At 70.7% G+C, this 23,627-nt stretch carries 23 protein-coding genes; 16 read left to right on the forward strand and 7 right to left on the reverse strand.

The window, feature by feature from the left end:
• Positions 1 to 85: 85 nt before the first annotated feature.
• Positions 86 to 1,648, reverse strand: coding sequence for an MDR family MFS transporter (locus tag ACIBAE_RS17135; RefSeq protein WP_399285814.1), 1,563 nt, complete (start codon positions 1,646 to 1,648; stop codon positions 86 to 88).
• Between the two features lie 204 nt (positions 1,649 to 1,852).
• A complete protein-coding gene (locus tag ACIBAE_RS17140; protein ID WP_399285678.1) occupies positions 1,853 to 2,527 on the reverse strand; it encodes a TetR/AcrR family transcriptional regulator in 675 nt (224 codons plus the stop codon).
• A 64-nt stretch (positions 2,528 to 2,591) separates the two neighbouring features.
• Here ACIBAE_RS17140 and ACIBAE_RS17145 point away from each other — a divergent pair, with 64 nt between their 5' ends.
• Both ACIBAE_RS17145 and ACIBAE_RS17150 read left to right on the forward strand, forming a co-directional pair.
• Positions 2,592 to 3,584 carry an aldo/keto reductase gene (locus ACIBAE_RS17145; protein ID WP_399285680.1) on the forward strand — a complete coding sequence of 331 codons (993 nt, stop codon included), beginning with the start codon at positions 2,592 to 2,594 and terminating at the stop codon, positions 3,582 to 3,584.
• 305 nt (positions 3,585 to 3,889) lie between these two features.
• A complete protein-coding gene (locus tag ACIBAE_RS17150; RefSeq protein WP_327232769.1) occupies positions 3,890 to 4,093 on the forward strand; it encodes a cold-shock protein in 204 nt (67 codons plus the stop codon).
• A 129-nt stretch (positions 4,094 to 4,222) separates the two neighbouring features.
• Here ACIBAE_RS17150 and ACIBAE_RS17155 read toward each other — a convergent pair whose 3' ends face one another.
• Positions 4,223 to 5,725, reverse strand: coding sequence for an MFS transporter (locus ACIBAE_RS17155; protein ID WP_399285683.1), 1,503 nt, complete (start codon positions 5,723 to 5,725; stop codon positions 4,223 to 4,225).
• A 206-nt stretch (positions 5,726 to 5,931) separates the two neighbouring features.
• Between ACIBAE_RS17155 and ACIBAE_RS17160 the strand changes: the two genes are divergently transcribed.
• Complete coding sequence (locus ACIBAE_RS17160; protein WP_399285685.1) at positions 5,932 to 6,357, forward strand: pyridoxamine 5'-phosphate oxidase family protein; 426 nt, start codon at positions 5,932 to 5,934, stop codon at positions 6,355 to 6,357.
• 60 nt (positions 6,358 to 6,417) lie between these two features.
• On the opposite strand, the gene ACIBAE_RS17165 is transcribed toward ACIBAE_RS17160, so the two are convergent.
• Positions 6,418 to 7,059, reverse strand: coding sequence for a histidine phosphatase family protein (locus ACIBAE_RS17165; RefSeq protein ID WP_399285687.1), 642 nt, complete (start codon positions 7,057 to 7,059; stop codon positions 6,418 to 6,420).
• Positions 7,060 to 7,334: 275 nt separating this feature from the next.
• On the opposite strand from ACIBAE_RS17165, the gene rpmG reads away from it, so the two are divergent.
• Together rpmG and ACIBAE_RS17175 are read left to right on the forward strand one after the other, a co-directional pair.
• Positions 7,335 to 7,499 (forward strand): 50S ribosomal protein L33, encoded by a 165-nt coding sequence (rpmG, locus tag ACIBAE_RS17170; RefSeq protein WP_399285689.1) that lies wholly within the window; start codon positions 7,335 to 7,337, stop codon positions 7,497 to 7,499.
• 120 nt (positions 7,500 to 7,619) lie between these two features.
• Positions 7,620 to 7,877, forward strand: a complete 258-nt coding sequence (locus ACIBAE_RS17175; protein ID WP_399285691.1) for a type B 50S ribosomal protein L31 — start codon at positions 7,620 to 7,622, stop codon at positions 7,875 to 7,877.
• A gap of 94 nt (positions 7,878 to 7,971) precedes the next feature.
• Here the strand turns inward: ACIBAE_RS17175 and ACIBAE_RS17180 are convergent, their stop codons facing one another.
• Complete coding sequence (locus ACIBAE_RS17180) at positions 7,972 to 8,436, reverse strand: MarR family winged helix-turn-helix transcriptional regulator (RefSeq protein ID WP_399285693.1); 465 nt, start codon at positions 8,434 to 8,436, stop codon at positions 7,972 to 7,974.
• 156 nt (positions 8,437 to 8,592) lie between these two features.
• Between ACIBAE_RS17180 and ACIBAE_RS17185 the strand changes: the two genes are divergently transcribed.
• Positions 8,593 to 9,801: an MFS transporter gene (locus ACIBAE_RS17185; RefSeq protein ID WP_399285695.1), complete on the forward strand. Its 1,209-nt coding sequence runs from the start codon at positions 8,593 to 8,595 to the stop codon at positions 9,799 to 9,801.
• 122 nt (positions 9,802 to 9,923) lie between these two features.
• On the forward strand, positions 9,924 to 10,748 hold the full coding sequence (locus ACIBAE_RS17190) for an aldo/keto reductase (RefSeq protein WP_399285697.1): 825 nt from the start codon (positions 9,924 to 9,926) through the stop codon (positions 10,746 to 10,748).
• A gap of 113 nt (positions 10,749 to 10,861) precedes the next feature.
• Here ACIBAE_RS17190 and asnB read toward each other — a convergent pair whose 3' ends face one another.
• Positions 10,862 to 12,700, reverse strand: a complete 1,839-nt coding sequence (asnB, locus tag ACIBAE_RS17195) for an asparagine synthase (glutamine-hydrolyzing) (protein WP_399285699.1) — start codon at positions 12,698 to 12,700, stop codon at positions 10,862 to 10,864.
• A gap of 930 nt (positions 12,701 to 13,630) precedes the next feature.
• On the opposite strand from asnB, the gene ACIBAE_RS17200 reads away from it, so the two are divergent.
• The 5 genes from ACIBAE_RS17200 to phzG all read left to right on the forward strand — a co-directional run bounded on the left by ACIBAE_RS17200 (position 13,631) and on the right by phzG (position 18,280).
• The gene (locus ACIBAE_RS17200) at positions 13,631 to 14,599 is read left to right on the forward strand and encodes a streptomycin biosynthesis protein (protein WP_399285701.1); all 969 of its coding nucleotides are present in this window, start codon (positions 13,631 to 13,633) and stop codon (positions 14,597 to 14,599) included.
• Positions 14,600 to 14,678: 79 nt separating this feature from the next.
• Positions 14,679 to 15,302, forward strand: coding sequence for an isochorismatase family protein (locus tag ACIBAE_RS17205; protein WP_399285703.1), 624 nt, complete (start codon positions 14,679 to 14,681; stop codon positions 15,300 to 15,302).
• Positions 15,299 to 17,212, forward strand: coding sequence for an anthranilate synthase family protein (locus ACIBAE_RS17210; protein WP_399285705.1), 1,914 nt, complete (start codon positions 15,299 to 15,301; stop codon positions 17,210 to 17,212). Before ACIBAE_RS17205 ends, ACIBAE_RS17210 begins: the two co-directional genes overlap by 4 nt.
• Positions 17,209 to 17,544, forward strand: a complete 336-nt coding sequence (locus ACIBAE_RS17215; RefSeq protein WP_399285707.1) for a hypothetical protein — start codon at positions 17,209 to 17,211, stop codon at positions 17,542 to 17,544. Before ACIBAE_RS17210 ends, ACIBAE_RS17215 begins: the two co-directional genes overlap by 4 nt.
• Before the next feature lie 97 nt (positions 17,545 to 17,641).
• Entirely contained in the window at positions 17,642 to 18,280 is a 639-nt protein-coding gene (phzG, locus tag ACIBAE_RS17220) for a phenazine biosynthesis FMN-dependent oxidase PhzG (RefSeq protein WP_399285709.1), read from the forward strand.
• A 31-nt stretch (positions 18,281 to 18,311) separates the two neighbouring features.
• Here phzG and ACIBAE_RS17225 read toward each other — a convergent pair whose 3' ends face one another.
• A complete protein-coding gene (locus tag ACIBAE_RS17225) occupies positions 18,312 to 19,169 on the reverse strand; it encodes a PhzF family phenazine biosynthesis protein (RefSeq protein ID WP_399285711.1) in 858 nt (285 codons plus the stop codon).
• A gap of 181 nt (positions 19,170 to 19,350) precedes the next feature.
• Between ACIBAE_RS17225 and ACIBAE_RS17230 the strand changes: the two genes are divergently transcribed.
• From ACIBAE_RS17230 to ACIBAE_RS17245, 4 genes are all read left to right on the forward strand, one after another.
• Positions 19,351 to 19,842, forward strand: coding sequence for a PhzA/PhzB family protein (locus ACIBAE_RS17230; RefSeq protein WP_399285713.1), 492 nt, complete (start codon positions 19,351 to 19,353; stop codon positions 19,840 to 19,842).
• A gap of 58 nt (positions 19,843 to 19,900) precedes the next feature.
• On the forward strand, positions 19,901 to 20,923 hold the full coding sequence (locus tag ACIBAE_RS17235; protein ID WP_399285715.1) for a methyltransferase: 1,023 nt from the start codon (positions 19,901 to 19,903) through the stop codon (positions 20,921 to 20,923).
• Between the two features lie 103 nt (positions 20,924 to 21,026).
• Positions 21,027 to 22,478, forward strand: coding sequence for an acyl-CoA synthetase (locus tag ACIBAE_RS17240; RefSeq protein WP_399285717.1), 1,452 nt, complete (start codon positions 21,027 to 21,029; stop codon positions 22,476 to 22,478).
• A 109-nt stretch (positions 22,479 to 22,587) separates the two neighbouring features.
• Positions 22,588 to 23,586 (forward strand): DUF2510 domain-containing protein, encoded by a 999-nt coding sequence (locus tag ACIBAE_RS17245; protein ID WP_399285719.1) that lies wholly within the window; start codon positions 22,588 to 22,590, stop codon positions 23,584 to 23,586.
• The last annotated feature ends 41 nt before the right edge of the window (positions 23,587 to 23,627 follow it).

Raw genomic sequence — 23,627 nt, forward strand, 5'->3', positions numbered from 1 at the left:
GCGTGCCGGGCCGGTACGGCGCCGGCCCCGACCGCACCCTGAGGGGCGCGGCCGGGGCCGGGTCGTGCGGCGGGACGTCGCGGGGTCAGGCGACCGGGGCCGCCGGAGTGTCCGAGGCGTCGGCGGGCTGCTTGCTCTCCTCGGCGAGACGCTCCATGCCGCTCGTCGTCTTGAGCGGCTTCTCCTTGATGAACACCACCGCGAGCAGCGCGAGCGCCGCGAACGGAGCGGCGACGAGGAAGAGTTCCGCCGTGGCCAGCCCGTAGGCGTTCTCCACGATCTCCCGCATGGCCGGGGGCAGCTTCGTCATGTCCGGTACGGAGGTCTCACCCGAACCGCCGGACGCGGCCTGGCCGGCCGTACCGAGGCTCTTGGACATCTCGGCGGACACCCTGTTGGCGAGCACCGCGCCCAGGACGCTCACCCCGATCGTCCCGCCCATGCTGCGGAAGAACGACAGGACGGACGTGGTCGCGCCCAGCTCGGAGGCGGGGACATCGTTCTGCGCCGCGAGGACCAGGTTCTGCATCAGCATGCCGACGCCGATGCCGAGGACGGCCATGTAGAGGCTGAGCAGCCCGAAGCCCGTGTCGGTGTCGATCGTCGACAGCAGGCCCAGACCCGCCGTCATGATGGCACCGCCGCCGACCAGGTAGATCTTCCACTTGCCGGTGGCGCTGATGATCTGGCCGGCGACGGTGGAGGACACCAGCAGACCGAGGATCATCGGCAGGCTCATCAGGCCCGCGACCGTGGGGGACTTGCCGAGGGCGATCTGGAAGTACTGCGAGAGGAAGACGGTGCCGCCGAACATGGCCACACCGACCAGCAGGCTGGCGATGGTGGTCAGCGCCACGGTGCGGTTGCGGAAGATGGTGAGCGGGATGATCGGCTCGGCGACGCGGGATTCCACGAAGACCGCGGCCACCAGCAGCACGACACCCGTGCCGGTCAGGGCGGCCGTCTGCCAGGACGCCCAGTCGAAGCGGCTGCCCGCCAGCGAGGTCCAGATGAGCAGCGAGCAGACGCCCGCGACGATCAGGGACGCGCCCAGGAAGTCGATCTTCACCTCGCGGCGGACCGTGGGCAGCTTCAGCGTGCGCTGGAGCAGCAGGATCGCGGCCAGCGCGAAGGGTACGCCGATGAAGAAGCACCAGCGCCAGCCCAGCCAGGAGGTGTCCACCAGCACACCGCCGACCAGCGGACCCGCGACCGTACCGACGGCGAAGACGGCGCCGAAGATACCGGCGTACTTGCCCAGCCTGCGCGGCGGGATGACCGCGGCCATGACGACCTGCGCGAGAGCGGTCAGACCGCCGGCGCCGATGCCCTGGACGACCCGGCTGAAGATGAGCAGGCCGACGCCCTGCGAGAAGCCGGCGAGCAGGGAGCCGACCACGAACATGCCCAGCGAGAGCTGGAGCAGCAGCTTCTTGTTGTAGAGGTCGGAGAGCTTGCCCCACAGCGGCACGGTGGCCGTCATGGCGAGCAGCTCGGAGGTGACCACCCAGGTGTACGAGGACTGGCTGGCGCCGAGGTCCGCGATGATGCGCGGAAGGGCGTTGGCCACCACCGTGCCGGCCAGGATGGCGACGAACATGCCGGCCATCAGCCCCGACATGGCCTGGAGTATTTGACGGTTGGACATGGAGGTCGGCGCCGACTCCGGCGCCTCAGTTGTACTCAAGGTGTCCTTCTCGAAATTCATGGATCGGATGCACAGAGAAACAGCGGTAAAACAGCGGGAAAGCAGCGGCGGAAAGCAGCGGCGGAAAGCGGGGCGGGAAAGCAGTGAAGGAAGACGGCGGGCGAAAGAAGCGGGCGAAAGAATAGGGGGAAAGAAGTCAGGGGCTCAGCCGTCGGCCGGCGCCCGCGGCGACTCCGCTTCCGATGATTCCGCCGGTTCCGGAAGACCTTCGGCCAGATGCGTGAAAACGCGCCGGAAAACCTCGGGGAAAGCGACGGCCGGGGCCTGCGCGCACCAGTGCTCGACGGAGACCCGCACGGCGGTCCCGGCGATGGCGGCCAGCAGCCTCGGATAGAGACCGGGAGCCGCGCCGGCGGAACCTCCCGCCCGCCCGGGACCGAGCCGGTGCTCGATGGCCTCGGCCAGTTCGAGTTCCTCGGCCAGATGCACGCCGAGGCCGCGGACCAGCAGATGCGGGGAGCGCCGCAGCACCGTGGCCCGCAGGCTCCAGATCTCCTGCCGCTCCTCCACGTCCGCTAGTTCGGTGGCGAGCGCCTCGCGGACGGCGTCGAGCGGGGGCACCGCGGCGGGCGCGTCGCGCACCGCGCGCCGTACGCGCTCCCCTATCTCGCGGTCGATCATGACGAACGCGTCGTCGTGGCTGTCGAAGTAGTTGAAGAACGTACGCGGCGAGACGCCGGCGGCCTCGCTGATCGCCTCGACGGTGACGTGCTCGGCGCCGTGCTCGGCGGCCAGCCGTACCGCCGCCTCCGACAGGGCCGCGCGGGTGGCCTGCTTCTTGCGCTCGCGGAGCCCGGGCGCGGCAGCTTCGTTCCTCACAACTTGCAGAGTATGCAAAAGTGCAGGATCTGCAAAATAATGCCCCCACGCCGGACGACGTACCATGATCAGTATGGAGCAGCGTGTAGTGGGCAGGACGGGACAAGAGGTCTCCGTCGTCGGACTGGGTACCTGGCAACTGGGCGCCGACTGGGGCGAGGTGACCGAGACGGACGCCTTCGCCGTCCTGGACGCGGCCGTCGAGTCGGGCGTCACCTTCTTCGACACCGCGGATGTGTACGGGGACGGCCGCAGCGAGCAGCTGATCGGCCGGTATCTGAAGGAGCGCGCGGACGCCCGGGTCTTCGTCGCGACGAAGATGGGCCGGCGGGCCGAACAGCTGCCGGAGAACTACGTCCTGGACAACTTCCGCGCCTGGAACGACCGGTCGCGGTCCAACCTCGGCGTGGACACCCTGGACCTCGTTCAGCTGCACTGCCCGCCCACGAGCGTGTACGCGTCCGACGCGGTCTACGACGCGCTGGACACCCTCGTCGCGGAGAAGCGGATCGCCGCCTACGCGGTGAGCGTCGAGACCTGCGCGGAGGCCCTCACCGCCATCGCCCGCCCCGGCGTCGCCAGCGTCCAGATCATCCTCAACCCGTTCCGGCTGAAGCCGCTGGAAGAGGTGCTGCCGGCCGCCCGCGCGGCGGGCGTCGGCATCATCGCGCGCGTCCCGCTCGCGTCCGGCCTGCTGACCGGCAAGTACACCAAGGACACGGTCTTCGCCGCGAACGACCACCGCACGTACAACCGGCACGGCGAGGCGTTCGACCAGGGCGAGACCTTCTCCGGCATCGACTACGAGACCGGGCTCGCGGCCGCGGCCGAGTTCGCCGGGCTGGTTCCGGAGGGGGCCACGCAGGCCCAGACCGCGCTGCGCTGGATCATCCAGCAGCCCGGCGTCACCACCGTCATCCCCGGCGCCCGCTCCGTCGAGCAGGCCCGCGGCAACGGCGCCGCCGCCGCTCTCCCGCCGCTGCCGCAGGCGACGCTGGACGCGGTGCGCGAGCTGTACGACCGCCGCCTGCGCGCCTCGGTCCACCACCGCTGGTAGCCGGAACCGTCCCGGTCGGGTCCACGGCACCGGTGCGTGGACCTGACCGGGAAGCTCGCCAAACGGTCGAACCTGACCCAATCGCGCTCCCGTACGCGGCACAGAGCGAAGAGTTGGTCGTTTCTGTGGCTGTATCGCGTCGCGCCATGTAGCGTCTTGATCAGCTGTCGTGGTTCCGAAGTACCGCTCGCCCGTGACGCGCCGTCACGGGCGTTTGTGCTGTTCAGCGTCTCTGCGGACCAGGCGATCACCTCCGGTTCCCGCACCGTGCGGGAACCATGCGTCCCTTGAAACGGAGACTCAGCATGGCCAGTGGAACAGTGAAGTGGTTCAACTCGGAAAAGGGCTTCGGCTTCATCGCTCAGGACGGCGGTGGCCCCGACGTGTTCGCGCACTACTCGAACATCGCCACGTCCGGCTTCCGTGAGCTGCAGGAAGGCCAGAAGGTGACCTTCGAGGTCACGCAGGGCCAGAAGGGCCCGCAGGCGGAGAACATCCTCCCCGCCTGACCCAGCGCGTCCCGCGGCCCGGAACGGCACGGACGACAGGGCGCCGGCCCGGTGGAATTCCCTTCCACCGGGCCGGCGCCCGCCGCGTTCGCGGCCGTCGAGGAAGCCTTCCGGCGCTCCGGATCCCGGTCACACGGCCGTCGCGTCGGCCGTGTCCGTGTCCGTCCTCCCGGCCTTCTCCTCGCGTACGGACAGGGGCGCGGCGATGTCCTCCAGCGACTTGCCCTCGGCGGCCACGGCGAGGAACACCGCCACGAGGCCCGCGAGCACCATCAGCGACGCGCCGACGCAGAAGGCGATCACGGCGTCGCTCACGACCCCGCTCGACGTGAGCTCGGCGAAGAGCAGCGGACCGGAGATGCCGCCCGCCGCCGTACCGATGGCGTAGAAGAAGGCGATCGCCATGGCACGGGTCTCCATCGGGAAGACCTCGCTGACGGTGAGGTAGGCGGAGCTCGCCCCGGCCGAGGCGAAGAAGAGGATCACGCCCCAGCACACCGTCATGGTCGTCGCGTTCAGCCAGCCGTTGCCGAAGAACCACGCGGTGAGGAAGAGCAGCAGCCCGGAGACGATGTACGTCCCCGAGATCATCACCCGGCGGCCCACCGTATCGAACAACCGTCCGAGCGCCAGCGGGCCGAGGAAGTTGCCGAGCGCGATGGCGGCGAAGAAATAACCGGTCGAGCCGCTGGAGACGTCGAAGAACGTCACCAGGATCGAACCGAACCCGAAGGTGATGGCGTTGTAGAGGAACGCCTGCCCGACGAAGAGCGCGAAGCCGAGGAACGCGCGCCGGGGGTACTGCCGGAACAGCGTGCGGGCGATCTCGACGAACCCGACGGAGCGCCGCTGTTCGATGGTGATGGAGGTCCTGGGCTCGGGCAGCTTCCTGCCGGTCTCGGCCTCCACCTCCCGTTCCACGCCCGCGACGAGTTCGTCGGCGCCGTCCGGCCGGCCGTGGATGAACATCCACCTCGGGGACTCCGGGACATGACGGCGGACCAGCAGGATGACCAGGCCCAGCACGACGCCCAGGGCGAACGTGAGCCGCCACCCCAGGTCCTTGGGGAAGATGTCGGTGTTCAGGGCCAGGACCGACAGCAGCGCGCCGCCCATGGCACCGAGCCAGTAACTGCCGTTGATGATGAGGTCGACGCGGCCCCGGTACTTGCTGGGGATCAGTTCGTCGATGGCCGAGTTGATGGCCGCGTACTCCCCGCCGATGCCGAAGCCGGTGAGGAAACGGAAGAGGAAGAACCACCAGACGGAGAAGGACAGCGCGGTCGCGGCGGTCGCCGCCAGATAGACCACGAGCGTGATCATGAAGAGCTTTTTCCGGCCGTACCGGTCGGTGAGCCAGCCGAAGAAGAGCGCCCCGGAGCAGGCGCCGGCCACATAAAGGGCGGCGGCCAGGCCGGTGACCTGTGCGGGCGAGATCGGCAGTCCGCTGCCGTCCTCCGACAGACGGCTGGCGATGTTGCCGACGATGGTCACTTCCAGGCCGTCCAGGATCCAGACCGTCCCCAGCCCGATCACGATCATCCAATGCCATCGTGACCAGGGAAGACGGTCGAGTCGCGCGGGGACCTTGGTGGTGATGGTCCCGGCCCCCGTATCTCCGGAATGGCTCATGCGGTGTGCCTCCTGCCTGAGACGGCCCCGTCGGCGCCGAAGGTGCTGGCTGCGCGTACCCGATGATCAAACTGGATAAACCGGCCCGCTGCCTCCGGGGCGCGGCGCGTCGCCGGCCCCGAAGCCCGGCGCATCTGGCCATGCTGTGCGGAGCGGTCGAAGCGTCCGGCCGATACCGACGGAGCCGTACAGACGGAGGAGTCCCGGTGCCCCTGACCCGAGAAGAGCGCGAGCAGTTCCTGGTGGAGCCGAGGGTGGCCGCGCTGGCGGTGAACGCGGCGGACGGCCGGGCACCGCTCACCGTCCCGGTGTGGTTCCAGTACGAGCCCGGTGGCGACCCCTGGATCCTCATCGGCCGCCACTCCCGTAAGGGCGAACTGATCGCGGCGGCCGGCCGGTTCTCCCTCATGGCCGACCGCGTCGAGCCCACCGCCCGGTACGTCTCGGTCGAAGGTCCTGTCGTCGCGACGGACCCCGCCACCCCCGACCGGCTCCACGAGATGGCCTCCCGCTACCTCCCCGCCGACAAGGTCGACGCCTACGTCGACTTCGCCACGCGCGAGCACGGCGAGCAGGTCGTCATCCACATGCGGCCGGAGCACTGGTTCTCGTCCGACCTCGGGCGCCTCTGACGCCAGGGGGCCGGGGCGACGGGGTCCGGGGCGACGGGGCCCGCGCCACCGGTGGAGCCGTCAGGCGGCGTCCTTGTTCCCGGCGGACGTGGCGCTCAGGACGCTCTCCGGAAGCATGAGATTCCAGGCCGTGATGACCGGGCGGTCCCGCTCCCTGCCGAGGCTGGAGAGGGTCCCGGTGGCCAGCTGGAAGAGGGAGCCCGCCGCGGGTGACAGGCCCAGATACCGCGCGGTGAGTACGCGCAGGAAGTGGGCGTGCGCGACGAGCACGACATCGTCGCCGGCCGGGTGCAGGGCCTCCAGGGCTTCGGCGAGTACCCGGTCGGCGCGCTCGGCCACCTGGGCGGGGCTCTCCCCCGGATGACCGGCGGGGCCGGGAACGGTGCCGTCGGTCCACAGGTCCCAGTCGGGCCGTCCCCGGCGGATCTCCTCGGTCGAGATGCCCTCGTAGCCGCCGTAGTCCCACTCGTGCATGTCCGCTCTCACGCGGAGCGGACCGAGACCCGCCAGTTCGGCCGTGACCCGCGCGCGGGTCATGGGGCTGATGAAGGTGAGCCCGACGCGCCGCTCCCGGAGCAGCGGGGCGAGTGAGCGGGCCTGGCGTTCGCCGTTCTCGGTCATCGGCAGGTCGGTGTAGCTGGTGTGCTGTCCGGACAGGGACCAGGCGGTCTCTCCGTGCCGTACGAGGATCAACTCGCCCATGGTCGCTGCCCCACTTCCCGCTCTGCGCGCCCGCCGCCGGGGAGCGGCGGGGCGTCAGTGGCCCGTGGGGTCCAGTGTCCCTTGTCCGGGCTTCCGGGACTCGGCGGGAATGCCTCCGGGGGGTGTCGCGTTACAGCCCACGTACCGATTGATGGAAACGACTTCCATCCCCAGTTCGGGCCCCGGGGCAGCCCGGGAACCCCGGGCGGCCGGCCCTCCGGTCGCCCGGTTGTTCGGGCGGGGGAGGGGGTCACTGACAGAGTCTGGAGCACCTCATGGCACGCAGCGAGGCCCGACCGGTCATCACTCTCCGGTCCACGGCCGGCACCGGCCACACGTATGTGACGCGCAAGAGCCGCCGGAACGATCCCGACCGTCTCCTCCTGCGCAAGTTCGACCCGGCGGTCGGCGGGCACGTCCTGTTCCGTGAGGAGCGCTGACTCCCGCCGGTCCGCTCCGGCGCCGTACCCCGGTGCCGAACCGCTCCCGCCGGTCCGCTCCGGCGCCGTACCCCGGTGCCGAACCGCCCCGTCCGACCCGTCGAGGAAGGAAATCCCCGCATGAAGCCTCGTATCCACCCCGTCTCCCGTCCGGTCGTCTACCGGGACCGCGCGGCGGGAACCGCCTTCCTGACGCGGTCGACCGCGGACTCGGCGAAGCACGTCGAGTGGGAGGACGGCAACACGTACCCCGTCATCGACGTGGAGATCTCCTCGGAGAGCCACCCGTTCTACACCGGCGCCACCCGCGTGGTGGACACCGCCGGCCGGGTGGAGCGCTTCGAGCGCCGCTACGGCAAGCGCGGATCCCAGGGCTGAGCCCAGGACCGGCGCGCGAACCCGGGCGCGGACAACGGCCGGCCCGGGACCCCCGACAAGGGTCCCGGGCCGGCTTTCGCGCGCGTACGGGCTCTCACGCGGGCGCGTCCAGGGACCGGACGGTGCGGACCAGCGGGGCCAGCAGGGGGTTCTTCGCGGCCTCGGCGAGCACCTCCCGCAGCGCCGCGTCGTGCGTGGGCCGGGCCCCCGCGAGCAGCCGCAGCCCCGCCTCGCTGACATTCGTGTAGATCCCGCGGCGGTCGGTCGAGCAGAGGTAGCGGGTCAGCAGAGCACGGTCCTCCAGCCGGGTGACCAGGCGGGTGGTGGCGCTGTCGCTCAGCACGATCGCCTCGGCGAGCCGCTTCATCTGGAGGTGGCCGCCTTCGCCGTCGTGCTGGCGGCTGAGTATCTCCAGCAGGGAGAACTCCCGGACGCTGAGGCCGTGCCCGGCCTGCAGGGCGCGCTCGACATGCCCCTCGATCCTGCCGTGCAGCACCGAGAGGGCGCACCAGCCGTTGGCGGGCGCGGCGGGCGCGGGGTCCGCGGCGGCGGTGGTCATGGCTTCCTCCGGTGGGGCGGTGCGGAGCGGGCGGCACGCCCGCCCGTCCAGAATAGGACACCCTTGCAATATAACGCGCTTGCAATTAATCGGCGTGCGCAAGTATTGTCCTCGCTCGTAAGGCGCACGCGCAATCTCCTGGGAAGGCCATGACCCATGCCACTCGCGCTCCTCGCCCTGGCCATCGGGGCATTCGGGATCGGCACCACAGAGTTCGTGATCATGGGGCTGCTCCCCGAGGTGGCCGCCGAGTACGGCGTCACCATCCCCACCGCCGGCCTGCTGGTCACCGGCTACGCCCTCGGGGTCGTCCTGGGTGCCCCGCTGATGACGGTCCTCGGCACCCGGATCTCGCGCAAGCGGATGCTGATGCTCCTGATGGGGCTCTTCGTCGCCGGAAACGTGCTCTCCGCACTCGCCCCGACCTTCGGCATCATGCTCACCGGGCGCGTCGTCGCCTCGCTCGCCCACGGAGCGTTCTTCGGTATCGGCTCGGTCGTCGCCGCCGGGCTGGTCGCGCCGCAGAAGAAGGCCGGCGCCATCGCCATGATGTTCACCGGTCTCACCGTCGCCAACGTCATCGGCGTGCCGCTCGGCACCTACATCGGCCAGAACGCCGGCTGGCGGGCCACCTTCCTCGTCGTCGCCGGCCTCGGTGTCCTGGGCCTCGCCGGCATCGTCAAGCTGGTGCCGGAGCAGCCGAGGCCCGAGGGTGTCCGGCTGCGCCACGAGCTGGCCGCGTTCCGCAACGTCCAGGTGCTGCTCGCCATGGCGATGACCGTGCTCGGCTTCGGCGGCGTCTTCGCCGCGATCACCTACATCACCCCGATGATGACCGGCGTCACCGGCTTCGCCGACTCCTCGGTGACCTGGCTGCTGGTGCTCTTCGGCATCGGCATGGTCGCCGGCAACCTCCTCGGCGGCAGGTTCGCCGACCGCCGCCTGATGCCGATGCTGTACGTCTCGCTGGGCGCGCTCTCCGTGGTCCTGGCGCTCTTCACCGTCACGGCGCACAACAAGATCGCGGCCGCTGCCACGATCACGCTGATCGGCGCCCTGGGCTTCGCGACCGTACCGCCGCTGCAGAAGCGGGTCCTCGACCAGGCGTCCGCCGCCCCGACCCTCGCCTCGGCCGTCAACATCGGTGCCTTCAACCTCGGCAACGCGCTGGCCGCCTGGCTCGGCGGCCTCGTCATCGCCGGGGGGCTCGGGTACACCGCCCCGAACTGGGTAGGTGCTCTGCTGGCCGGTTCCGCACTGGTCCTCGCGGTGGTCTCCGGCACCCTGGAGCGCCGGACACCCGCCGCCGGACAGGCCGCCGGAACAGCCCCGGCCGTCCCCGAGCCCGCCGGGGCCCGTACCTGAGGAGCCCCCGGTGCGCCCCCGGCCGGGGGCACACCGGGGCGGCCGGGGACGGCGCCGTAGGTGGGGGAAGGCCGGACGGTCCCCGGGCCGCCCCGATCAGGAAAGAGGAGAGGACGAGCACCATGACTTCCGTCCCGAACGTCGTACTCAGCAACGGCGTCGAGATCCCCCAGCTCGGCTTCGGCGTCTCCCGGATCGACGACGGCCCGGCCACCGACGCGGTCCTGACCGCCCTGGAGGCGGGCTACCGCAGCATCGACACCGCGACGCTGTACGGAAACGAGGCCGGCGTCGGCCGGGCCGTCGCGTCCTCGGGCCTGCCCCGCGACGAGCTGTTCATCACCACCAAGCTGTGGAACGACGACCAGGGGTACGACGCGACCCTCAGGGCCTTCGACGCCGGCCTGGCCCGGCTCGGCCTGGACCACGTGGACCTGTACCTGATTCACTGGCCCGCACCCGCGCGAGGCCGCTACCTCGACACCTGGCGCGCGCTGGAGAAGCTGCTGGCCGACGGGCGGACCCGGGCCATCGGTGTGTCCAACTTCCGGCCGAGCCACCTCCAGCGCGTCCTGGACGAAGGCGGTGCGGCCCCGGTCCTGAACCAGATCGAGCTGCACCCCGGCTTCCAGCAGGCGGAACCGCGCGCCTTCCACGCCCGGCACGGCATCGTGACCGAGGCGTGGAGTCCGCTGGCGCAGGGCGCGGTGCTCCAGCAGGAGGCCATCACGGAGATCGCGGCGCGGCACGAGAAGTCGCCCGCGCAGGTGGTGATCCGCTGGCACCTCCAGCTCGGGAACGTGGTGATCCCGAAGTCCGTCACCCCGGAGCGGATCCGCGAGAACATCGCCGTGTTCGACTTCGAGCTCTCCGGCAGCGACATGGACGCGATGGCCACGCTCGACCGGGGGCTGCGGCTGGGCGCGGACCCCGACGTCCACCACTGACGCCGGTGATCGGCGCGTCGGCGCCTGTCGGGCTCGTCGGCGCCCGGCGTTGTCCTCCGGGGTTGGTCGCGCGGGGTTCGTCGCGCTGTCCGGCCGGCCCGCCGGAGCGGAGGTCACCCGATGTGGATCTCGGGCTGGTAGATGTCGATCCAGTGATACAGATCCAGCACCCGGTCGAGACCGCGCCGGTCGCCGCTGGGCATGGTGACGTCCCGCCCGACGGCCTCCATCAGCCAGGCCCGGTCGATCAGGGTGAACACCGGGTGATCGCCGTCGGCGAGCACCTCTTTCGCCTGCTGCTGCAGGGCCGCCCCGTACGCGGGGTCCTGGGTGGACGGATAGGGGCTCTTCAGCCGGCCCCGCACCGACTCCGGCACCACATGCGCGGTGGCGTGCCGCAGCAGGCTCTTCTCCCTGCCGTCGAAGGACTTCATCGACCACGGGGTGTTGTACACGTACTCGACCAGCCGGTGGTCGCAGAAGGGCACCCGCACCTCCAGTCCGACCGCCATCGACACCCGGTCCTTGCGGTCCAGCAGCATCCGGACGAACCGGGTCAGGTGCAGATTGCCGATCGTGCGCATCCGCCGCTCGTGCTCGCCGACCCCGGCCACGTGCTCGACCGCCGCCACCGCGGTCGCGTACTCGTCGGCGACGTAGGTGTCGAGATCGAGCGCGCGGCGCAGCTCCGGATGGAGCGGCGCCGCCCGGCCGCCGCTCATCGGGCTGCGGAAGGCGAGCCAGGGGAACGTGTGCGCGTTGACCGCGGTGGGGTCGTGGAACCAGCGGTACCCGCCGAACACCTCGTCCGCGGACTCGCCGGACAGGGCCACCGTCGACTCCGCCCGGATGGCCTTGAACAGCAGGTAGAGCGAGGTGTCCGTCTCGCCGAAGCCGACCGGCATGTCGCGCGCGGTGATCACCGCGCGGCGTAGCGCGGGGTCGGTCAGCTCGTGCGGGCTGAGTGTCACGAAGCGGTGTTCGGAGCCGACCAGGTCGACGACGTCCCGGATGTACGGCGTGTCCGCGCTGTCCCAGTTCTCGTCGGCCCGGAAGGTCTCCTCCCTGTTGGCGAAGTCCACCGAGAACGTGCGCAACCGCTCGCCCTGTTCGGCCAGGCGGCCGGCGGCGAGACCGGTGACGGCGCTGGAGTCCAGGCCGCCGGAGAGCAGTACGCACTGGGGCACGTCGGCGACGAGCTGGCGGTGCACGATGTCGGTCATCAGCTCACCGACCGTGGCCACCGTCGTCTCCAGATCGTCGGTGTGCGTCCGGGCGTCCAGCTTCCAGTAGGTGCGGGTACGGATGCCTCGCGCATCGACGGTGACGATGGTGGCCGGCCTGACTTCGTGCATGTCCTTCCACATGGCCCAGCCGGGGGCCATGGTGAACCCGATCAGCTCGCGCAGACCGGCGGTGTCGACCGCCTTGCGGGCCGACGGGTTGGCCAGGATCGCCTTCGGTTCCGAGCCGAACAGGACGCCGTCGCGGGTCGGGTGGTAGTAGAGGGGTTTGACGCCCAGCCGGTCGCGGATCATCACGAGCTTGTTCTCCCGCTCGTCCCAGATCGCGAACGCGAACATGCCGTTGAGACGCTCGGCGAGGCTCTCGCCCCACTCCAGGTAGCCGAGCAGCACGACCTCGGTGTCGCTGACGGTCCGGAACCGGTGGCCCTTGCGCTCCAACTCCGCTCGCAGCTCGGTGAAGTTGTACACCTCGCCGGTGTAGACCAGGGCGACCGTGCCCGACGGCGTCCGTACCTCCATCGGCTGTGTGCCGCCGGCGAGGTCGATGACCGCCAGGCGCCGATGGCCCAGGCCCACGTGGGGCCGGAGCCAGGTGCCCGAGTCGTCCGGGCCCCGGCAGGCCATGGTCTCCGTCATCGCGGTCAGGACATCGCGGCGCTTCGTGAGGTCGGAGTCGAACGCGACCCAGCCGGCTATTCCACACATGAGGAGTCACTCCTGGTAGCGATGTGATGGTGCGCGAACAGGGACGTGATGCCGGCCTCGGGTGGCCTGGGTGACCGGGCGGCAGGGCGGTGTGCCATCGGGCCGGGCCCCGCCCGCCGGACCCGCCCGTCAGGTCGCCGGCGATCCGCTCCGGCGACGGGAACCGGCGCATTCCACGGGTGGTGACCGGTCATCGGCGAGCCGCGCAAAGCGTGGAGGATGAAATGCGTCCGAAAAGCGGCAGCAGTGCCCGACCGGACTGCGTGAATTTTTTTATCAGTTCCCTCGGACGCCTGTCCAGTGGCCGGAGCGGCGTACGGTGCCCGCGACCGCCTGAGTGTCCAGTCGGGGAAAGTCATCAGTTGGACGGCGTACGGTCCCGTATATTCTCTCGCGAACCGGACGGTGAAATACCGCCGTATATCAGCGGCGGACCGCATCTCTCCGTTCGGGCGACCCGGATAATCCTCGACTAATCATCGACTAATCCTTGACCCGATAACGAAAAGAACGATGGGAGGCTGAAATGCACGATGGCATCGTGGCCGACGGCCCGTTCAGATGGAGCTCAGGACCGGTGCGAAACGGTTCGGATCATCTGAAATCAGCCCACCGTTCTCCCGGCACGACGGGCCGCGCCTTCCCGAGGCCGACGCCGGCGAGCGGACGTTATTCCACCGAACCGGACCAAAATTCACACACGGCCGCAGTCGCCGTCGCACTGTCTGCGACTTTTGCGATATTGACGCTGTCAGCATTCAGTCCCTAGTCTGACGGCGGATCCTCATCGGAGGTTTATTTTCTTTCCTTGCGATGGTTGAGGTGTAGATGGTGACGAATTCAGCGGTTAGTCCTCTTGAAGGAGAGAGCGGGCTTCCCTATGAATGCGGGGGCGCACATCAGGGTCGTCGGCGGAAGATGCTGGGACCAGTGGTCAAAGTGGTCATCCGGTCATTGGTGATCGCCGACACGCCGCGCACCACGGGGGAGAACCTGGAGCACATCAGAAGGCTGGCCGGTGTCCTGGGTGATCTGCCACCGATCATCGTGCACCGCGCGACCATGCGCGTGGTCGACGGCCTGCACCGGCTGCGCGCCGCCGAGCTCCGCCGGCAGGAGTTCATCACGGCCCGGATGTTCGAAGGTGACGAGGCCGCCGGGTTCGTTCTCGCGGTGCAGGCGAACCTGGCGGGCGGGCTGCCGCTGTCCGTGGCCGACCGCAAGGTGGCCGCGGCGCGCATCATCGCCTCGTATCCGCGGTGGTCCGACCGGTTGACGGCCTCCGTCACCGGACTGTCCGCCAAGACGGTCGCCGAGGTGCGTCGCAGGCATCCCGCCGAGACGACGCGCCGCCCGGGCAGCAGGATCGGCCGGGACGGACGGGTACGACCCGCCGACGCCCAGGAGAAACGCAGACTCGCCTCCGAGCTGATCCTGAAGAACCCCGGGCTGTCTCTCCGGCAGGTCGCCAAGGCGGTGGGAATCTCACCGGAGACCGCGCGGTCGGTCCGCAGCCGGCTGCTGTGCGACGAGGAGTCCGCCGAGCGGGATCCCGACGAACAGGAGCCCGAAGAAAGCCGGTTGACGGCCGAGCCGCCCCCGCTGCCGGACCCGTCCGGCGCGCGGGCCGACGACGCCGGGCCGGGGCAGGAGCCGCCGGACCGCGCGACGGTGGTGCAGCGGCTCCGGACGGATCCCTCGCTCCGCTACAGCGAGAACGGGCGCACGCTTCTCCGCCTGATGGAAGCCCACGCCATGACCAGTGAGAAATGGGCGACCCTCGCGAACAGCGTCCCCGCCCACCGCCGGCACGCCATCGCGACCTTGGCGATGGACTGCGCGAAGGGCTGGCGGACGATCGCCGAGCAACTGGCTCCCAACGCCCCTCACTCGGCCTGAGGACCGCCCCGACTTCCGCGAACGGCCCCGCACCCTCTTCCGCGAACGGCCCACACCCTCTTCAAGGAGACAGCAGCTCATGTCCGGCATCCCCCCGATCGTTCCGTACGAGTTGCCCGCCGCCGCGGACCTTCCCGCCAATGCCGCCCGCTGGGTCGCCGACCCCGGGCGGGCCGTGCTGCTCGTCCACGACATGCAGCGATATTTTCTGCGGCCGTTCCCCGGGAGCCTGCGGGAGCGGTTGGTGCGGAACGCGGTCTCGCTGACCGACCGCTGCCGCGAGACGGGCGTGCCCGTGGCGTACACGGCGCAGCCCGGTGGCATGACCGACGAACAACGCGGGCTGCTGAAGGACTTCTGGGGCCCCGGGATGCGCACCGACCCGGTGGACCGGGAGGTGGTGGAGCCGCTGGCCCCCGGGCCCGGGGACCGGCTCTTCACCAAATGGCGGTACAGCGCGTTCCACGGCTCCGGCCTGCTGGAGTGGATGCGGGAGGAGAAGCGCGACCAGCTCATCGTCTGTGGCGTGTACGGGCACGTGGGGGTGCTGGCGAGCGCGGTGGAGGCGTTCGCCCACGACATCCAGACGTTCCTGGCCGCCGACGCGATCGGGGATTTCTCCCAGCGGCACCACCGGATGACCCTGGAGTACGCGGCGCGGCGCTGTGCCATGGTGCTCACCCACGGACAGGTCCTGGCGTGACCGGGGATCTGCTGGCCCGGGTGCTGACCGGCCGGCCACCGCCCTTCGCGCTGCTGCACCGCCCGGAGACGACCGGCCCGGACCGGCTGGACGTACTGCTCGGTGAGGTCGCGGAGCTGGAATCCCTCGCCGGTATCCCCGTGCCCGATGAGGCCCACGGGGAGGGGCAGGACGTCCTGGTGATGGTCCCCTACCGGCAGATCGCCGAGCGGGGGTTCGCCGGCGTCGACGACGGGGCCCCGCTGCTGGCGCTGCGGGTGACGGAACAGGCCGTGCTGTCGCTGCCCGAGGCGCTGCGGCGGATCCCCGACGTCCCCGTCAAGCTGGCGAACGGCCGCTTCGACGTGACCGACGAGGAGTACGCGGAGACCGTCCGCAGAGTCGTCAGCGAGGAGATCGGCGGCGGCGAGGGAGCGAACTTCGTCGTCAAGCGGTCGTTCACCGCCGACATCGAGGGCTACGACCCGGCCGCCGCGCTGGCGTTCTTCCGGCGGTTGTGCGAAAGGGAATCGGGCGCGTACTGGACCTTCCTCGTGCACACCGGGGACCGGACCCTCGTCGGCGCCACCCCCGAGCGGCACGTCAGTCTGCGTGGGGGCACGGCGGTGATGAACCCCGTCAGCGGCACCTACCGGTATCCGCCGGGCGGCCCCACGCTCCCCGGGCTACTGGAGTTCCTCTCCGACGAGAAGGAGAGCGACGAGCTGTACATGGTGCTGGACGAAGAGCTGAAGATGATGGCCCGCGTCTGCGACGGCGGCGGCCGGGTCGTGGGCCCGCGCCTGAAGGAGATGGCGCGGCTGGCGCACACCGAGTACCTCATCGAGGGCCGGTCCCGCCGGGAGCCGCAGGAGATCCTGCGCGAGACGATGTTCGCGCCGACGGTGACGGGGAGCCCGCTGGAGAGCGCGTGCCGGGTGATCAGCCGGTACGAGCCGCAGGGCCGCGGCTACTACAGCGGTGTCATGGCCCTGATAGGCAGGGAGGGCGGCGGCCGGTCCCTGGACTCGGCCATTCTGATCCGTACGGCGGACATCGACCGCACCGGCCGGGTGAGCATCGGGGTGGGCGCCACCCTCGTCCGGCACTCCGACCCCGTCTCCGAGGCGGCCGAGACCACGGCGAAGGCGGCCGGTCTGCTGGCCGCCCTGGAAGGCGAGCGGCCGTGTCCCGGCGACCTCCCCGGGGCACGGCCGGTCCCGGCCGCCGCCGGGCAGGGCCGCCTCGGCGACCACCCCGCCGTACGGTCGGCCCTGCGGGAGCGCAACGCGGATCTCGCCCGGTTCTGGTTCGCCGGGGACACGGCACGGGGGAAGCCGGTGCCCGCCCTGGCCGGCCGCCGCGTGCTGATCGTCGACGCCGAGGACACCTTCACCGCGATGATCGGCCATCAGCTGCGTTCCCTGGGGCCCGAGGTGACGGTGCGCCGGTTCGACGAGGAGTACTCCCTCGACGATCACGACCTGGTCGTCATGGGCCCGGGGCCCGGCGATCCCCGCGACACCGAAGATCCCCGCATCGCCCATCTGCACACGGCGATCGGCTCCTTGCTTGAGCGGCGGCGCCCGTTCCTCGCCGTCTGCCTCAGTCACCAGGTGCTCAGCCGGCGACTCGGCCTGGACGTGACGCGCTGCCAGGTCTGCCACCAGGGCACCCGGCGCGAGACCGACCTGTTCGGCACCCGCGTGCTCGCCGGGTTCTACAACACCTTCGCCGCCCGGTGCGACGAGGACGAGTTCCACCACCCCGGCGTCGGCCGGATCGAGGTCAGCCGGGACGCCGGCAGCGGCGAGGTGCACGCGCTGCGCGGACCGCGTTTCGTCTCGATGCAGTTCCACGCCGAATCGGTGCTCACCCCCGACGGGCGGCACATCTGGGCCACCCACATGGAAGAGGTGTTACGCGCATGATCGTCACCATCGCCTGGTGGGACCTGACCGCGTCCGAGCAGACCATCGACTCGCTGCGGGAGTACCTGCGGGACGAGGGGGTAGGGCCGTGGACCTCGGTCAAGGGCCTGCGTCTGAAGTTCTGGATCTCCGACCGCCCGGGAAACCGCTGGGGGGCGGTCATGCTCTGGGAATCGGCCGGGGCGCGCGAGCAGCCGCTGCCACCGCACCGCGCCGCCGAGCTGATCGGCTATCCGCCCACCGAACGCGTGCGGTTCGAGGTCGAAGCCACGGTCGAGGGCGAGTACGGCGAAGCCGCCCTGTCCGGCCTCGGACTCGTCTACGACATCTGAGCATCCAGGACGCCTGAGCATCCAGGACGCCTGAGCCCCTACGAGAGCCGAGTCCACCGCGATTCACCACGATCCCGCCGACCCACGGAGAACAGACATGCCCGAAGACCATCCCCGGACGTTCGCCGGTTCCGTCGATCTGGCGCTGCCCGAGTTCGACGAGCCGCCCGCGGACCCGATCGCGCTCTTCCGCGACTGGTTCAAGACCGCCCAGGAGCTGGGGGTACGCGAACCGGGGGTCCTGTCGCTGGCCACGGCGGACACCTCCGGCCGTGCCTCGAACCGTATCGTCCAGACCATCGACCTGACCGACGAGGGCCTGGTGTTCACCAGCCACGCCTCCAGCCCCAAGGGCCACGACATCGCGGCGACCGGATGGGCCTCGGGCGTCTGGTACTGGCGGGAGACCCGACAGCAGATCATCTTCACCGGGCCGACCGGACGGCTCTCCGACGCCGAGTCCGACGCACTGTGGCGTTCCCGTCCTCCCGCCGCCCATCCGATGTCGTCCGTGGCCAGGCAGAGCGAACCCCTCGGGGGCGAGGAGACGCTCCGGGAGCAGGCCCGGCTCCTCGCGGCCGGCGCGGAGCCGCTGCCGCGACCGGAAGCCTGGACCGGCTACCTCCTCAGGCCGTCCGCCGTGGAGTTCTGGCACGGCAGCCCCGACCGGCTGCACCGACGGCTGCGGTACGACCGTGCCGACGCCGGCTGGAGGGCCGGCCGGCTGCAGCCGTGACGGGGTCCGGCCTCCACCACGGTGGCCGGCCTCACAGCTGGAACGTCCCCCGGGCGACGATGACCGCCGAGCCCGCCACTTCCACGATGTCGACCCGCGGCTCGGTGGCGGTGGCGGTGGCGGTGGCGGTGGCGGTGGCGAGCATCGTCGAGGGGCGGCCCATCTCGACACCTTGGCGGATCTCGATCCGCCGCCCGAACGGGATCAGGCCGTGCCGCGCCAGGTGCACCGCGAGCGGCCCGGCGGCCGAGCCCGTCGCGGCGTCCTCGGCGACACCGTAGGCGGGCGAGAACATGCGCGTCCTCCAGTGACTCCCCGCGCTCGCGAAGCAGTTGGCCGCCATGTCCCGATGCTCGGCGAGGGCCAGGAGATCGGGCCGCACCCGCGACAGCGCCTCCACGCTGCCGAGTCCGACGAACACATGGCGCGGGCCGTTGCGGTAGACCTCCACCGGCAGGACGGAGGACTTCACGCCGAGCGCGGCGAGCAGGTCCTCGGCCTCCTCGTAGATCTCCCAGGCGGGGATCGGCTGCCGCATACGGGCGGAGCGGATCCCCCCGTCCGGACCCCGGTCGAACGCGAACGGGACGGGACCCACAGCGGTCTCCATGACCAACCGGTCACGCCCGGTGGACGTGCCCAGCACGATCGCGGTCCCGAGAGTCGGGTGGCCGGCGAAGGGCAGTTCGTTCACCGGGGTGAAGACGCGGACCCGCACATCACCGCCGTCGCGCGGCGGAAGGACGAATGTCGTTTCCGAGAGGTTCAGTTCCCGGGCCAGGCGCTGCATCCGCGCGGCGGGAATGTCCGAGGCGTCCAGGAAGACGGCCACCGGATTTCCCGACAGGGGCTCGTCGGTGAAAACGTCGGCGACTACGTAATCATGCATTCCTGCAAAATATCTGGCCGGTCGGGAGGTGGCAAGGAGTCACCTCCCGTCCAAGTGGCGGGAAGGCGGGCGTCCAACGGACGGCAATCGCCGGTTGGACACCTCGCGGCCCCGATAAGGTATTCCGGACCGGTCAGTGAATTCCTGCTTTACCATCCACCATCCCCTGTGAGGTCCGGCAATGGGCGAAGCCACCGTGAACAAACCGGCGTCCGACGACGAAGCGGAACTCCGGCGCCGCAACCGAGCCGTGGTCGAGGACTACATGAGCAGGAAGGGCGACGGACGCCTGAGCCGCTACCTCCTCTTCACCGAGGACGGCAGCGGCGGCCTGTACACGGCCGACACCGAGGAGCCGATCGTCTCGCGCGGCCCCGACAAGCTGAAGGCGCACGGCGCGTGGTCACTGCGATGCTTCCCCGACTGGGTCTGGTACAACGTCGAGATCTTCGAGACGCAGGACCCCGACCGATTCTGGGTCGAGTGCGACGGCGAGGGTGCCATTCTCTTCCCGGGATACCCGCCCGGGCACTACAGGAACCACTTCATCCATTCGTTCCTGCTCGACGACGGCAAGATCGTCCAGAACAGGGAATTCATGAACCCGTACAACCAGCTCCGCGCGCTGGGCATAGATATTCCGGTGATCCGGCGGGGTGAGATCCCCACCTGAACCCGGGGGTCGTGAAGAACACGATGGAGTGATCCCTCAACAGCCTGGAGAATTCACAGTGAAAGCCGATCTGAAGGCGGCCCAAGAAATAGTCGAGCTGATCACCGGGGGATGGCGGGCACAAGCCGTCCACACCGCCGCGACACTCGGCCTGCCCGATCACATCGAAGCCGGCCGGACCACCAGCGGCGAACTCGCCCGGGCCACCGGCGCCGAGGAAGAGGGCATCCACCGCCTGATGCGCCTCCTGGTGGCGATGGGCGTCTTCGAAGGGGACCACCGGACCGGGTACCGGAACACCCCGGTGTCCGCCGCGCTCCTGGACCGGCCGGGGAGCCTGCGCGACATGTGCCTGCTCTACGGCCGCGAGTTCTACACCGCCTGGGGCCACGCCGCGGAATGCCTCACCACCCTGACGGCCGGCTTCGAACTCGCCTACGGCAGGCCCCTCTACCCCTACCTCGACGACCACGAGGACATGGCCGAGCGGTTCCAGCGCACCATGAAGGCCGGCAACCTCTTCTTCGACCACGTCCCGGAGGTCTTCGACTTCTCGGGCGGCAAGACCGTCGTCGACTGCGGCGGCGGCAACGGCCATCTCCTCTCCGTGATCCTCCAGGCCACGCCCGACGCCCGCGGTGAACTCGTCGACCGTGAGCACGTGATACCCATCGCCCGCGAATACCTCTCCCGCACCATCGGCCTCGACCGCGTGGAACTGCACGCCGGAGACATGTTCCAGGCCGTCCCCCGCAACGGCGACGTCTACCTCTTCTGCCGGGTCTTCGCCGGCTGGAGCGACGACGACGTGGTCGCGGCCTTCGAGCACTGCCGGCGGGCCATGCGCGGCCCCGACTCCCGGATCCTCATCCTCGACCGCACCGTGACCGACGAGGACTCCACCGTGCTGCCCGCGCTGTGGGACCTCCATCTCCTCATGACCACCGGCGGCAGGCACCGCTCCGTCGAGCGATTCCGCACCCTTCTCGACCGAGCGGGTTTCGGCGTCGAGCGCATCGCGGCCCTCCCCATGGAGACCGCCGCGCTCATCGCGGCCCCCGGTCCCGCACGGGTCATCTGACGGGCGCGGACGGGAGTTCCGCCCCAGGCTTCGACCGGACCTGGGCAGCGGCAACCCTGTAGGTTGCCCTGACCGGGTCAGGTGGACAGCAAGGAGAACTCCCGTGCCCTCACTCTTTCCGGCCCTCGCGGCGCGCTCGGACCGGCCCGCCCTCCGGTTCGGTGACCGCGCCCTCACCCACGCCGAACTGGCCGACGCGGCAGGCTCCCTGGCCGCCCGCATCGCCGGTGCCCGGCGGGTCGCGGTGTGGGCCACCCCCACCCTCGGTACGGCGGTGGGTGTCGTGGCCGCGCTGCTGGCCGGGGTGCCCGTCGTGCCGGTCAACCCCAGGAGCGGCGAGCGCGAGCTGGCCCACATCATCGCGGACAGCGCGCCCTCGCTCGTCGTCGCCGAACCCGGCGCCGTGCTCCCGCCGGCCCTGGCCGCGCTGGACCGGGTGGACGCCGTGACCGTCACGGGGCTTCCCCCGGCGCCGGTCGCCGCCGGGACCCCGGAGCCGGCCCCCGGGGCACCCGCCCTGATCGTGTACACCTCCGGCACCACCGGACCGCCGAAGGGCGCCGTCCTGCCGCGCCGCGCCGTCGCCGCCACCCTGGACGCGCTGGAGGACGCCTGGCAGTGGACGGCCGACGACGTACTCGTCCACGCCCTGCCGCTCTTCCACGTCCACGGCCTGATCCTCGGCATCCTCGGCCCGCTGCGGCGTGGCGGCTGCGTCCGTCATCTGGGCCGGTTCGACACCGAGGGCGTCACCCGCGAACTCTCCTCGGGCGCCACGATGTTCTTCGGCGTACCGACGATGTACCACCGCATCGCCGAAGCGCTCCCCGAGGACGACGCCCTCGCGAAGGCCCTGGCCGGGGCGCGCCTGCTGGTGTCGGGGTCCGCCGCGCTGCCCGTGCGTGATCACCGGCGGATCGCGGCCGCGACCGGCTGCCGGGTGGTCGAGCGGTACGGCATGACGGAGACCCTGATGAACACCAGCGTGCGCGCGGACGGCGAACCCCGCGCCGGAACGGTCGGCGTGCCGCTCCGGGGGGTCGAACTGCGCCTGGTCGACGAGTCGGGCGACCTGATCGAGGCGTACGACGGCGAGAGCGTCGGCGAGATCCAGGTCCGTGGCCCGAACCTCTTCACCGAGTATCTGAACCGGCCCGACGCGACCGAAGCTGCCTTCACCGACGGCTGGTTCCGTACGGGGGACATGGCGATCCGCGACCCCGACGGCTATGTCCGTATCGTCGGCCGCAAGGCCACCGACCTCATCAAGAGCGGCGGCTACAAGATCGGCGCGGGCGAGATCGAGAACGTCCTGCTGGAGCATCCAGGTGTACGGGAAGCCGCCGTCACCGGTGAGCCGGACGCGGACCTCGGTGAGCGCATCGTCGCCTGGATCGTCCCGGCGCACGCCGAAGTCCCGCCGTCCGCCGACGAGTTGGCGGACCATGTGGCGGCGCAGCTCGCCGCGCACAAGCGGCCGCGCACCGTGCGCTATCTGGACGCCCTGCCCCGGAACGACATGGGAAAGATCATGAAGCGGGCGCTCGGGGGCTGAGCCGCCTCGCGGCCCTCGCCGCGAGGCGGGGGAGCGGGGCGAGGGACCGGCCGGGCATTCTCATAGGCCTCTCAGCGGCCTTTCAGACAAGATGCTTAGAGTGAGCGTCGTGACGCATACGACTCCGCCCGGCTGGTATCCCGATCCAGGGCACGAAGGTGCCGGTCCCCGTTCCGACCGGTGGTGGGACGGCTCGGCCTGGACCGACGAGGTCCGCGCCGCCGCCCCGCCGGCGTGGGGCCCGCCCGGCGCGCCGCCTTACCCCGCCTATCCCGTTTCGCCACTTCCCGCTTCCAGGAACCGCGGGCGGCGGATCGCCGTCGGTGTCACCGCCGTGGTCGTGGTGATGGCCGTCGCCGGCGGTTTCTACCTGCTCGGACGCGACGGGGGCCACCACAGCGAGGCGGGCCGGCCGGGGTCGGCCGCGGCCCCCACGCCGCCCGGCCAGGAGGGCCGGGCGCCTGACGGGCCGCCGGGCCGGGGCGGTCCCGGCAGCGGTGGGAACGGCGACGGGGAGGACGGCGGCGGGAACGGCGGGGGCGGCGGCCGCCCCGGGCAGCCGCCGGCCGAGGACGGTTACGCCACCGACGCGGCCAGCGGGATCAGCATTCCGGTGCCGGACGGCTGGACCGGTCAGTCCGGAGTCGCGGGGGCGGGGGTGACGACCGCGCCGTACGCCTGCCCGGGTGACACGGCCCAGCAGTGCGTGCGGGGCGGCGTCTTCTCGGTCCCCGCCGCCGCGCTGGAGATCGCGGCCACCACGGCCAAGGCGACCGCCGAGCAGGACATCGAGGCCAACTCCGAGGAGTCGTACGGCGGGACGACCTACGGCACGATCTCCTCGCACCAGCAGCTCAAGTCCGAGGCGGTCACCGTCGCCGGGCAGAAGGGCTATCTGGTGCGGTGGAAGGTCGTGACGAGCAAGGGCGACGACGGCTACGTGCAGTCGCTCGCCTTTCCGTCGCCCACCACCCCGGACCTGATGGTCGTCGTCCGTTCCGGATTCGATGTCAACGCCAAGGCGCCCCAGTTGTCCGTGATGGACGAGATCGTCAAGGGCATCAAGGCCGCCGCCGGCTCGGGCCGGGGCAACGGTCAGGGCATCTGAGGCAGGGCGTCTGACAACGGGCAGGGCGTCTGACAACCGTC

This window comes from Streptomyces sp. NPDC051569 (assembly GCF_044454085.1).
Classification (GTDB): Bacteria; Actinomycetota; Actinomycetes; order Streptomycetales; family Streptomycetaceae; genus Streptomyces.